General features: G+C 38.4%; 7 protein-coding genes and 1 pseudogene. All 8 read left to right on the top strand.

The genetic code is table 11. The features are described 5' to 3' along the window. The first annotated feature begins 66 nt into the window (after window positions 1–66). Window positions 67–2997, top strand: coding sequence for a glycosyl hydrolase 115 family protein (locus BLV53_RS02305; RefSeq protein ID WP_090296511.1), 2931 nt, complete (start codon window positions 67–69; stop codon window positions 2995–2997). A gap of 129 nt (window positions 2998–3126) precedes the next feature. Further along, entirely contained in the window at window positions 3127–7122 is a 3996-nt protein-coding gene (locus tag BLV53_RS02300; protein WP_090296508.1) for an endo-1,4-beta-xylanase, read from the top strand. Between the two features lie 247 nt (window positions 7123–7369). Next, window positions 7370–8437 carry a tRNA 2-thiouridine(34) synthase MnmA gene (mnmA, locus tag BLV53_RS02295; protein WP_090296506.1) on the top strand — a complete coding sequence of 356 codons (1068 nt, stop codon included), beginning with the start codon at window positions 7370–7372 and terminating at the stop codon, window positions 8435–8437. A 138-nt stretch (window positions 8438–8575) separates the two neighbouring features. Next, window positions 8576–9265, top strand: a pseudogene (locus BLV53_RS02290) (methionine ABC transporter ATP-binding protein); the annotation flags it as partial. A gap of 100 nt (window positions 9266–9365) precedes the next feature. Further along, window positions 9366–10025, top strand: coding sequence for a methionine ABC transporter permease (locus BLV53_RS02285; protein ID WP_090296501.1), 660 nt, complete (start codon window positions 9366–9368; stop codon window positions 10023–10025). A gap of 212 nt (window positions 10026–10237) precedes the next feature. Next, the gene (locus tag BLV53_RS02280) at window positions 10238–11128 is read left to right on the top strand and encodes a MetQ/NlpA family ABC transporter substrate-binding protein (RefSeq protein ID WP_090296497.1); all 891 of its coding nucleotides are present in this window, start codon (window positions 10238–10240) and stop codon (window positions 11126–11128) included. A gap of 279 nt (window positions 11129–11407) precedes the next feature. Then, entirely contained in the window at window positions 11408–12523 is a 1116-nt protein-coding gene (locus BLV53_RS02275) for an acyltransferase family protein (RefSeq protein ID WP_090296495.1), read from the top strand. Continuing rightward, on the top strand, window positions 12524–12751 hold the full coding sequence (locus tag BLV53_RS02270) for an acyl carrier protein (protein WP_090296493.1): 228 nt from the start codon (window positions 12524–12526) through the stop codon (window positions 12749–12751). Window positions 12752–12761: the final 10 nt, after the last annotated feature.

Raw genomic sequence — 12761 nt, 5'->3', positions numbered from 1 at the left:
ATTATTTTAATAATTGCTATACTAATCTCCATAATGAAGTAAATCTTTCACAGGGAGAAGATTATTATGTTGGAGTTTGGACTATATAAAAATGGCAAAGTTGCACCTATTGTGCTAGAGGATGCCGGAGTATTTGGCCTTAAGAAAATGGCTGGAATTTTTGCAGAGGATATTAACAGAGTCACAGGAAAGAGTCCTAAAATTGAGGACTCTTTTTTACCAGAGGAAAAATATGTAATTTATGTAGGAGTTTGTGATAGCCAAAGTGTCAAAACTCAATTCGTAAATACGATAGATGTTTCCCTGTTGCAGCGTAAAAGGGAAGCCTATGGAATATATCTTTTTGAAAATCCTGAATGTAAGGGACAGCTTGTGCTGGCTGTTATCGGAAGTGACAAGCGTGGCGCCATCTATGGTATGTTTCACATATCTGAAGTGCTTGGAGTTTCACCATGGTATTTCTGGGCTGATGCTACAGTAAAGAAAAAGTCTGAGATAATTTTAGATTCTGATATTTGTATGGTTTCCAAGGAGCCATCTGTCAGATACAGAGGATTTTTTATTAATGATGAGCAACCTTGCCTTGGTGAATGGCTCAAGGAAAAATATGGAAGCATAAGACCAGGCCCTGAAGCTTATGAAAAGATTTTTGAGCTTCTTTTACGACTGAAGGGAAATTATCTGTGGCCTGCCATGTGGCGCTCTGATTTTACTCTAGATAATATCGAAAATGCGAAGCTGGCAAATGAAATGGGGGTAATCATGGGAGCTTCCCATCATGAGCCCTGCTGCCGTTCGGGACAGGAATTTCAGACCTTAAGACAGGACAATCCACAGTATGGAACAGACTGGAGCTTCCTGTCTAATGCAGAGGGAATCACTGAGTTTTGGAAGGATGGCCTGATTAGAAACAAGGACTTTGAAAATCTGATTACAATAGGTATGCGCGGTGAAAATGACTCATATCTAATGCCTGAGGATGCAACCCTAGAGGATAATATTAATGTTTTAAAATCCGCTATCATAAAGCAAAAGGAGCTTATCGCAGAGTATGCACCAAGTACTCATCCACAGCTTTTAGCTTTATACAAAGAGGTGGAGGATTATTATTTTGGCGATGAAAACACTAAAGGTCTGAAAGACTGGGATGTTCTTGATAACGATATCATGATGCTTTGTGATGACAATTTTGCAAATGTTAGAACCTTGCCTGATGATAAGATGCGCAAAAAGTCTGGCGGCTTTGGAATGTATTATCACTTCGATTATTTTGGTGACCCTGTGTCATATCTTTGGATAAACACTTCACCACTTACAAAGGTCTGGGAACAGATGACTATGGCCTATGATTTTGGTGTAAGAGCAGCCTGGATTGTAAATGTAGGGGATATTAAAAATCAGGAATTACCACTCAGCTATTTTCTGGATTTGGCATATGATTTTGATAAATGGGGAACAGATGCCATCAATAAAACAAAGGAATATACCATAAACTGGTTTAGAGGATTAGGCTTTGAAAAGAAAATTGCAAAAAGGGCAGCAGGGCTTGTAAATGATTATGTAAATCTGAATGGAAAAAGAAGACCAGAGGCTTTGCACAGTGGAATATATCATGCTGTTCATGAAAATGAAGCAATGGATATGCTAGATAAGATATTTGATATGTCATACGAAGCAGATGATTTATTTGAAGAGGTTAAGGCAACTGATTTGGATTTGGAGGAATGCTTCTATCAGTTGGTATATTATCCTGTAAAATCAGTGGCAGCTATCAATACCATGCAGATATCTGCAAGCATAAATGCCAACTATATCCGCCAGGGCAAGAAGCGTGCAAATGAGTATGCTGATTTAATCAAAAGCTCTATTAAGCTTGAGAGAAGTCTGATGGATGAATATCACACCAGAAACAATGGCAAATGGAATCATATGCAGTCGGTATATCACATAGGCTTTACCAATTGGAATGACGAGCAGTGCCAGTATCCTGTAAGTCAGTACTATAATCCTGTAAGGGATAGCAGACTTGTGGTTAGCATTGCAAATCAGGAAGATTTTACGGGAGCCCACAGATGGACCAGACATGTGCTTGAAATGCCGCTGTGTTTTGCCTCTAATGATGAAGGGATGGTAGAAGTAGCAAATGGTGGAGAAAAGGAGCTTCACTACCGTATTGATTGGGATGGAGATTGGCTTTCTGTAACTGATGAATACAGTGATGTCTGCATAGCCAAAAATGAAACTTTTACAGTGGAGGATTCAATTCTTTACAGTGTAAAGATTCTAAAGGATAAATGGGATAAGTCAGACCACACAATGCTTCGTATATACGTAGACGATGGAGAAGTGGTTGCTGATGAATCAGAAAATGACACCAGTGTTTCAATGGTTGAAGTAAAGATAAGTGTTACTGACTATAATTTGATAGATGTGAAAGAACCATGCTTTTTAGAGGGGGAGGGCTGCATCTCAATTGAAGCACCTCATTTTACAGCTGCTAAAAACACCTCTCTAGGTGAATATAGAGAAATTGAAAACTTCGGAAAAACATTAGGTGGCATGAAGGCTTATCCACAGACTCTAAAGTTTGAAAATGAAGAGGATGCACCAGCACTTATCTACAAGGTTTATGCATCAAAAACTGGCACATATACATGTGATGTGTACACAGCGCCATCAAATCCTGTTGTTTACAGAGGAAAGCTTACCCTTGGTGTGGTTGCAAACGATAGTCAGAGAAATATCGTAAATACGATACCTGAAAAGGGCTTTGAGCCATGGAAGTCTATGAGCTGGAGACAGGGAGTGCTTGATAATATTCACATCGGAACATGCCAGGTTGAATTAAAAGAGGGACTTAATGAGATAAAATTATTTGCCATAGATCCAGCGGTCGTAATCGAAAAAATCGTTCTTTGGAACCCGGATGTAAAGGTAAGAGATTCATATCTTGGACCTAAAGAAAGCAAGAATTACGAAGGATTTGGCAACTATTAACCACTGTTGTGGCATAAGTTATATTTTGTAGGGGATAGACATATAGTTTATCCCCCTTTTTTTGACATCTTTCCTATTAAAATAATCTTACCCGGGTTTTTACATTATTTTAAAGAGGAGAATATATGTATGGTAAAGAAGAGACTTTATAAGTTTCTATCCTTGGTTGCAATTTCTACTATGATGGCAACCACCTATGCGCCTGTCACTGTAAATGCTACAGAAGCAGACAAAGCTACAGAGCAGAACGTGGAAGAAAAAGCGCAGGAAGATGAGTCAAAAGGGGAAGAGGCTAAGACTGAGAACGAGGAGACTAAAGCAGAGGAATCTGAAAAAGTAAAGGAAGACTCTGAAAAGAAATCAGAGGAAGAGAAATCTGATAAGGGCGCAGAAGAGAACTCAGAAAAAGAAGATTCAAAGAAAGAAACAAAGGAAGAATCTAAAAAAGATAAAAAGGATGACTCAAAAAAGAAGAAGTCTGATAAAGACAAAACAGAGGAGTCAGAGGAAGAGTTAGAGGAATCCGAAGACGAAAAAGATGCTTTGGATGAGGATGACGAAAAGGATAAAAAAGACGAGCTTGAGGATGATGAGGACGAGAAGAAAGAGTGCGAAATTACTTATCCTATGATTGACTTTGACAAGGATTATGACAAAGGTGGTACATGGGGAACCGAAGTCACTGTCAAGGGTGGTGCCTTTAAGCTTTCTTACAGCGGAAATTATGCAGAAAAGGTCCTTGGACTTCCTACTGGTATAAAGGGTAAGCAGGTAAAGGCTATAAAGGTTAACCTTAAAAAGGGTGATAAGAGCGGATTTTCACTGAAGCTTAGAAACGAAGGTGAAGAGCTTTTAGCTGCATATGGCACAACTACAATCGAGAATGCTGACAAGCTTGATTTTGACGGAATCGGTTTGATGAATTCATCTGGTGATGCAGCTACATTTACAGTTGAAAGCATTACTTTAACATTAAAGGGTGATGTAGAGGATTATCCAGAGCCAAGCAAGGTAGAAGAGGTTAAAGAGAAGGCTGATATCGAATGGGATATTCCAGATTTAAAGGATTATGTTTCATCAGGTAAAGGCCTCGGAAGCGATTCATACACAGGTGCTGCAATCATGCTTTCAGAGATTTCTGATAAGGCTCTTATGGATCTTGTAGAAAAGCATTTCAATGCAGTTACATTTGGTAATGAGTTAAAGCCAGATGCTCTTTTCAACTATCAGAACGACAAGCCTTCAGAAGGCATGATTGTAACTGAGACATGGACTGATGCAAGAGGTAACAAGCATGAGGATATGAAGGTACCTAAGCTTGATTTCTCAAGAGCAGAAAAGATGCTTGATGTGCTCAAGGATTGGAATGATGAGCACCCAGAGGACCAGATAAAGGTAAGAGGTCACGTACTTACATGGCACTCACAGACACCTGACTGGTTCTTTAGAGAAAACTATGATCCAAACGGAGCATTTGTTTCACCAGAAGAGATGACTCTTCGTCATGAATGGTTCATCAAGAGCGTTTATGAGCATGTATTCAAGTCAGAGTACAAGGATATGTTCTATGGCTGGGATGTTGTAAACGAAGCATGCTCAGATGAGACTGGTACATACAGAAATGCATCTGAAAGATCTAACTGGGCTAAAATCTACGGCGCAGGCAGCAAAGAGGATGCTCCTGATTACATCTTAAATGCATTTAGATTTGCAAATTATTATGCACACAAGATGGGCAAGGACAACCTTGAGCTTTACTACAACGATTACAACGAGTGCTCTGGAAATAAGCCAGATGCTATCGCAGGTCTGCTTGAAAGTGTAAAGAGACACGAAAGTGATGAAACACTTCCTACAAGAATCACAGGCTTTGGTATGCAGGGACATCACAATATGATTTCTCCATCAAAGCAGAAGATTATAGACTGTGGTAAGCGCTACGGTAAAATCGTAGGTAAGATTCAGGTAACAGAGCTTGATTTCAAGTGCAGCTCAGACTTTGGTGGTACTGACGCAGAGCTTCCAGCTGAGTACACAAAGGAAGCATACAGATACAAGGATGTTTACGATGCATACAAGGAAATCGATGCTGATCCAGATATCGATGTAAACGGCTTTACAATTTGGGGTGTTATTGACCCTAACTCATGGCTTCAGACCAGCAACAGCGTAGGTGGTGGAGCTAATGGAAGACAAAAGCAGGTTCCACTTCTTTTCGATGGTGAGTACAAGGCTAAGCCAGCATATTGGGCTCTTGTAGATCCTTCAAAGCTTGAGCCAGCTATCAAGAGCATTACTTTAGTTCAGGCAAAGGGCAAGAATCCATTTGCACATGGCAAGGAAACATCTATCGAAGGTACAGAGTATAGCATTATTCCAGTATGGGATGGTAATAAGCTTTCTGTAAAGGTTAAGGCTAAAGGCGCAGACAAGGCAAAATTATACGTTGACTTTGCACAGGAAATGAAGGATGGTGCAGATGTTAAGACTGTTGAAGCTGCACTTAATGATGAAGGCGAATGCGTACTTGAGATAGAAGGACCAAGTGAGCTTTTTGCATCAGCAGGACTTGCTATGGATGTAGTAGTTACTGATTCAGAAGGCGAGCATGCATTCAACAATCTTAGACTTACTCAGGATGAGGGCAGCAAGTATTTCGCAAAGGGACTTTGCAAGCCATACATGTCAGTTGCTAAGGGAACACCTGAAATCGATGGAAAGATTGACAAGGTTTGGGATAAGGTAGACCCAGTAGAGCTTTCTATAACAGGTGGAACAAAGCCAAATGCACTTGCAGGTGCAAAGGTTCTCTGGGATGAAAACTATCTCTATACACTTGTTTGTGTAAAGGATGATGTGCTTGATGCAACTTCATCAGCTAATCACGAAAAAGATTCTGTTGAAGTATTTATCGATGAAAATAATGGTAAGTCAGAAGCATATCAGGCAGATGATAAGCAGTACAGAATTAACTACTTAAATGAAGCAAGCTTCAATGGCGAGAAGTGCCTTGAAGAAAACAGCAAGCATGAGGTTACATTAACAGAGGAAGGCTATTATGTAGAGTCTGCATTTGCTTGGACAGACATCACTCCTGAGATTGGTCAGGCTATCGGTCTTGATTTACAGATTAATGATGCAGCAAACGGTGGTCGTATCGGAACCAGAACCTGGTATGATGAGACTGGAAACGGCTGGTCAGCTCCAAAGGTATTTGGTGAGGTTGAGTTGGCAGAGGCAGTTGATGTTTCAGAGGACCCAGAGGAGCCAGAAAATCCTGAGGAACCAGAAAATCCTGAGGAACCAGTAGTAGAGGCTCCAGCAATTGCAGCAGTATCTGATATGGCTTACACAGGGAAAGCTCTTAAGCCAGAGGTAACTGTAGTAGTTGGAGATAAGACTTTAGTTCAGGGAACAGACTACAAGGTTTCTTACAAGAATAACAAAAATGCAGCAACAAAGGTTGGAAGCGGAGTAGGAGAGGAATTTGATGAATCACTTCCTACAGTAATCGTTAAGCTTAAGGGAGAATACGAAGGCGAGCTTAAGGCAAACTTTACAATCTCACCTGTTGATTTTGCAGATGACGCATTTGAATTTACAGCACCTTCTAACTTGAAGGAAAAGAAGAAGGCTACAACACCAAATGTAACAGTTAAGTTCAACGGCAAGAAGCTTTCAAAATCTGAGTATGCTATTACCTACAAGCTCGGTGAGGATGGCAAGGAAATGAAGCAGCTTCCAGCAAAGGCTTCAAATGGCGATGGACAGTACTTTGCTGTAGTTAAGGCAAATGGTTCTAATTTCACAGGTGAAAAAGTAGTGGCTTTAGATATCATCGCTGATGCACAGGTAAATATCTTATTTGCAAATATCAAGTCTAGAAATGTTAAGTGGAATGAGAAGGAAAATGTTGTTTCATTTAATATGGAATACAAGGTTAATGCAAATGATGAGGCTTCGTATTTTGGTGTACCTAAGGGAACAGTAGTTAAGCTTCAGGTCGGAAAAGACTACAGCTCTTGGATGGTATACTACAGCAAATGGCTTAATGTTGGTCTTGCTTCTGTAGAAGGATCAAATTCCTTCTTTGGACATAGACTTGTTATAGTTACAGCTAAATAATTCTACCCTTTATCCCTAATTTGGATATAATTATACATAGGAGTAAATTCTTGTGGGGCAATGTAAAGGGAAATATTACAATTAAATAATAAAACCTTGAATAAAAGGTATTAGGCGGCCGTATGGCCGCCTTTTTAACTGTTTCCTTCAAATTCTAATAGTTATTCCGTTTTTTTTAATTATGTGCTATTCTTTTTGTGACAATTAAAGTCAGAGTAAATGAAAATTATATTAGATAGGTATAAATATGAAGGCACTTATAGCAATGAGCGGCGGCGTGGACAGTAGTGTCGCTGCTCTTTTAATGAAAGAAAATAATTATGAATGTGTAGGCTGCACTATGAAGCTTTATGGAAATGATGATGTGGACCTTTCCGAGCAAAGCACCTGTTGTTCCCTTGATGATGTAATGGATGCCAAGGAAGTGGCCAGAAAGCTTGGGATGCTTCACTACACATTTAATTTCAAGGATCAGTTCAGGGAAAAGGTTATAGACAATTTTATATACTGCTATGAGCATGCCATGACTCCAAATCCTTGTATAGAATGTAACAAGCATCTTAAGTTCAACGAGCTTTATCGCAGAGCTTTAGAGCTTGGCTGTGACAAGGTGGTTACTGGTCATTATGCCAGAATTCGTAAATGCGAAGATGGAAGCTATCAGTTACTTAAGGGCCTGGATAAAAATAAGGATCAGTCTTATGTGCTTTATTCCATGACCCAGGATGAGCTTGCTCACACAGATTTTCCACTAGGAGAATACTCAAAGGATGAAATCCGAAAGATTGCTGAATCCCATGAATTTGTTAATGCCAACAAGCCAGACAGTCAGGATATCTGTTTTGTTCCAAATGGAGACTATGTATGCGCTCTAAAGCGATTTACTGGTAAAGATTACGAGCCTGGTGATTTTGTAGATATGGATGGTAATGTACTTGGACGTCACAATGGACTTGTATGCTACACCATCGGCCAACGTAAGGGGCTTGGAATTTCTGCAGCACATCCATTATATGTAGTGCGCCTTGATACAGAAAAAAATCAGGTTGTGCTCGGAAAAAATGAAGATTTATTTTCAAGAGAGGTTACAGTTTCTGATATTAACTGGATTAATCCAAATACATTAGAGGATAGCTTCAAGTGCAAAGCAAAGATACGCTATAGAATGGAAGAGCAGCCTTGTTTTGTAGAAAGAACAGGGGCAGACACAGCTAAAATTATATTTGATGAACCACAGCGTGCAATTACTCCAGGTCAGTCAGCAGTCTTCTATGACGGTGAAGTAGTGCTTGGTGGCGGTATAATCATAGGTTAATTAATAGCCTGCTATAAAAATTATTTATAGCAGGCTATAATTTTTTTTTATAGGTACAATTAGAGGCTTTTGTTGACATGCAAAGATGTAGGGCTTATGGTAAAGTTATTGCTTTGTATTAGAAAGAGGAAAATGTAAATGTACGAAATAGAATTAAAGAATTTGACCAAGACCTTTGAAGACAAGGTCACAAAGGTCGATGCTATTAATGATATAAGTCTAAACATTGAAAAAGGCGATATTTTCGGCATTATCGGTATGTCTGGAGCAGGCAAAAGTACCCTTATTCGATGTTTGAATTATTTAGAGCGCCCTACAAGTGGGCAGGTTATTATTGAAGGAAAGGAACTTGGGCTACTTTCTGAAAAAGAGCTTCGCCAGGAACGTCAGGAAATCTCTATGATTTTCCAGCACTTCAATCTTCTTCAGCAGAAGAGTGTAGTGGAAAATGTTATGTTTCCACTTCTTCTTCAGGGAGTAAAAAAGGCAGAGGCCAAGAAGAAGGCTGTTTCTCTCCTGGAAAAGGTTGGTCTTGAGGATAAGGCAAAAGCCTATCCATCACAGCTTTCTGGTGGGCAGCAGCAAAGAGTTGCCATCGCAAGAGCACTTGCTACCAATCCAAAGATTCTTCTTTGCGATGAGGCTACATCTGCACTTGATCCACAGACAACAGCATCTATTCTTTCATTGCTTAAACGCATCAACAAAGAATACGGTATCACTATTGTGCTTATTACCCATCAAATGTCTGTCGTAAAAGCTATCTGCAATAAGGTAGCAGTCTTGGAGAGCGGTCAGCTTGTAGACACCGGTAAAATCGGTGAAGTTAGTCTTCCTGAGGACAAATATTTTTGGATTGATGGTGACAGCAAGCTCACTGACAATCAGTCAGGTAAACTTGATATTAACAATTCGGAGGTAGATGGATATGTGGGATAGTACCATTGTAAATATGATATTAGAAGGAATTCTCCAGACTATCTACATGAGCGTGGTTTCAACATTTTTAGGATATGTACTTGGACTTCCAATGGGAATATTGCTTACCATTTCAGATGTTAATGGATTAAAGCCAAACCCAATTTTATACAAGATTTTAGACGTAGTTTCAAATTTGGTTCGTTCTGTTCCATTTTTGATTTTGCTTATTTTACTTATTCCTTTCACAAGACTTGTGGTAGGAAAGTCATATGGTAGCACAGCTACTATTGTGCCACTTGTTATTTCAGCTGCGCCATACATTGCCAGAATGGTGGAGGCTTCTCTTAAGGAAGTAGATGCAGGTGTTATTGAAGCCGCTAAATCAATGGGTGCCAGCAATGCGCAGATTGTATTCAAGGTACTTTTGGTTGAGGCTCGTACATCTTTAATTACAAATGCTACAATCGCCCTTGGAACAGTCTTTGGATATTCTGCCATGGCAGGTACTGTTGGTGGTGGCGGTCTTGGAGATATTGCTGTTCGTTATGGTTATTATCGTTATGAGACAGATATCATGATAGTGACAGTTATTTTGCTTATTGTGTTGTTCCAGATTTTCCAGAACAGTGGAATGGCCATTGCCAAGAAATTTGATCATAAGAAATAAATAATTTAGTTATTAGGTGCTGAGAATTGATTTCTCAGCACTTTTTATATTAGTTACAGTGAGCGGAAATCCTCCTAATTGTGTGCAATACCCATTAGTTATCAATTTAATTGATAACATACTATAGTTTTTCTCTATGATAAAACCCATTGACCTGTAGGGTAATAAGGATTATAACTTTATCATAGACAACGGCAAAGGAGAAAAAGGATATGACAAAGAAAATTTTAGCAAGCATTTTAGGAACAACATTTGTACTTGGAGCACTTACAGGTTGCGGTTCATCTGACAGTGCAGCTACAAGTACTGCAGAAAATACACAGGAAGAGAGCAGCGAAGCTACTGAAGCTACAGAGGCAGCTCCAGCAGAGCTTAAGACTATTAAGGTTGCAGCATCTGCTACACCTCATTCAGAGATTTTAGAGTATGCGGCACCTTTACTTGAGGAAAAGGGCTATAAGTTAGATGTCACAGTTTTTGATGATTATGTTCAGCCAAACCTTGTAGTAGAGTCAGGTGAGTTTGATGCAAACTACTTCCAGCATGTTCCATATCTTGACAGCTTCAATGAGGAGCAGGGAACACATCTTGTAGATGCAGGCGATATTCACTATGAGCCATTTGGTATTTACCCAGGAACAAAGGCTACACTCGATGATGTTTCAGAGGGTGATGTTATCGCAGTTCCAAACGATACTACAAACGAAGCAAGAGCTTTACTTCTTCTTCAGGACAATGGACTTCTTACACTAAAGGATGGTGTGGGCTTAAAGGCTACAATCAAGGATATTGTTGATAATCCAAAGAATATTGAAATTCAGGAGCTTGAAGCAGCTCAGGTTGCACGTGTTAAGGATGAGGTTGCCTATGTAGTATTAAATGGTAACTACGCCCTTGAAGCAGGCTTTTCTGTAGCAAAGGATTCAATCGCTTACGAGGCATCAGATTCGGAAGCTGCAAAGACATACGTTAACATTATTGCAGTAGCAGAAGGAAATGAAAACAACGATGGCATTAAGGTTCTTGTAGATGTTCTTAAGTCAGATGACGTAAAGAAATATATTACAGATACTTACGATGGGGCAGTAGTTCCTTTCGAGTAAACAATATAGTTAATTCCTCTAAAATAAATAAACTCTCAATGTGATAAAAGGTAGCGGATAGTCATAAAGATATTATCTTTTTAGGCTATGCCGCTATTTTTTTATATATTTGGTTATTTTGTATAATTATTTAAGAAATTAGCTACAAAGAATAGTGTTATAAATTTGATGAAATATATTAAAATCAATGAGATACGAAAAGTGTAGGGGAGAGTTATTTTTCAGAAAATTAGTAAATAAGTTAACTTTTTGTAATACTTTTCATAGGGATGGTAATATATGAAAAAAAATAATTATGAAATAAGGAATACTCTAGGAATGTTTGATTTCCTGAAGGGAAGTATTATGCTTATTGTCATGTTATCACATACTTCCGGACTATTCGACTTTATGCAGGGCCAGGAAACTCTTATTGGAAATTATAATCCATTAGTGTTGGTGCTGTATATTTTTACGTACATACTAGGCGTGGCTTCAATGCCTATAATGTTTATCCTTAGTGGGTACGGCTTTCGTAAAACTACTTTGAAGAAATGTCTTAAAAAGCAGTGTAAGACGCTTTTGATTCCCTATATTGTTTCAATGTTTTTAGTAGCAATTGTAAAATTTTTCTTCTTATGTTTTGTTACAAGAAACATACATTCTTCATTAGAAGAAGCATCAAGAAGTTTTATAAATATCCTACTTGGATATTCAGCAGCATCGCCTAACTGGTTTTTATTAGCTTTAATCATCGGCAATCTTATCTTTAATCAATTGCTTAATCTCCTGGAGGGCAAAAAGCTATTATTAGTAGTGTTAATGATTGCATGTGCTGGGTGGTATCTAAGCCTTGGGCGACCAGTCCCATTTTGTTTATCACAAGGATTTATTGCCACATTGTATATATACGTCGGATATTTTTCAAAGAAAAAGAAGTTCTTTGTTACTAACAATACTTTAAGAAAAAAGGTTTTGATTATATTAGGGACGTTTCTATTTTCAATGGTGCTTAAGGGATTCGGTGATGATTTGAATATGGCACATTGCGTATATACTTTAGGTCCTATTTCAATTATTGGAAATATTATTATATCTATGGGATATATATATATCTTTCTACTCCTGAATAGATTCAATAGCTTTTTAATTACTCAAATAAGAAGGATTGGTAGATATTCATTTTATGTATTATGTATTCATTCGATAGAACTTAAGTCATTTGGAGAAATAATACAGGATAGATTCGTACAGAATTGGACTGGTAGTCTGCTCCTTAGGAATCTTATTCAATTTGGAGTAAGAGCGGTGGCTGTCATTTTAGCAACCTATACTTTTGTAAAGTTTAAACGCAAGATTATGGTGCGTATTCCAAAGTTTAACAAACCAATATTACAAAAGGAGCATAAGGCATAAATGGAAATATATAACAAAATAGTTAGCATAATAGAAGATGTGGCAGATATTCCTCAATCAGATATAAATGAAAACAGTCTTTTGATAGATGATTTGGATTTGGCATCTCTTGAGATATTGGCCATTGTATCAAAAATAGAAGAAGAATTTTCTGTCTCAATTACAGAAAAAGAATTATTGGCTGTAGAATCAGTTGCTGACATTGTGAAACTCTTAGAAACAAGATAACAAAGCATAG

The sequence above is a fragment of the Pseudobutyrivibrio sp. ACV-2 genome, assembly GCF_900107545.1.
Lineage (GTDB): Bacteria > Bacillota > Clostridia > Lachnospirales > Lachnospiraceae > Pseudobutyrivibrio.
The sequence above is the reverse complement of the archived record's forward strand: the minus strand, read 5'-3'. Positions and strand labels throughout refer to the sequence as shown.

Excerpts from the sequence above, each read along its gene's own strand:
- BLV53_RS02305 (WP_090296511.1), top strand. The coding sequence starts at position 67 with ATGTTGGAGTTTGGACTATATAAAAATGGCAAAGTTGCACCTATTGTG.
- BLV53_RS02300 (WP_090296508.1), top strand. The coding sequence starts at position 3,127 with ATGGTAAAGAAGAGACTTTATAAGTTTCTATCCTTGGTTGCAATTTCT.
- mnmA (WP_090296506.1), top strand. The coding sequence starts at position 7,370 with ATGAAGGCACTTATAGCAATGAGCGGCGGCGTGGACAGTAGTGTCGCT.
- BLV53_RS02285 (WP_090296501.1), top strand. The coding sequence starts at position 9,366 with ATGTGGGATAGTACCATTGTAAATATGATATTAGAAGGAATTCTCCAG.
- BLV53_RS02280 (WP_090296497.1), top strand. The coding sequence starts at position 10,238 with ATGACAAAGAAAATTTTAGCAAGCATTTTAGGAACAACATTTGTACTT.
- BLV53_RS02275 (WP_090296495.1), top strand. The coding sequence starts at position 11,408 with ATGAAAAAAAATAATTATGAAATAAGGAATACTCTAGGAATGTTTGAT.
- BLV53_RS02270 (WP_090296493.1), top strand. The coding sequence starts at position 12,524 with ATGGAAATATATAACAAAATAGTTAGCATAATAGAAGATGTGGCAGAT.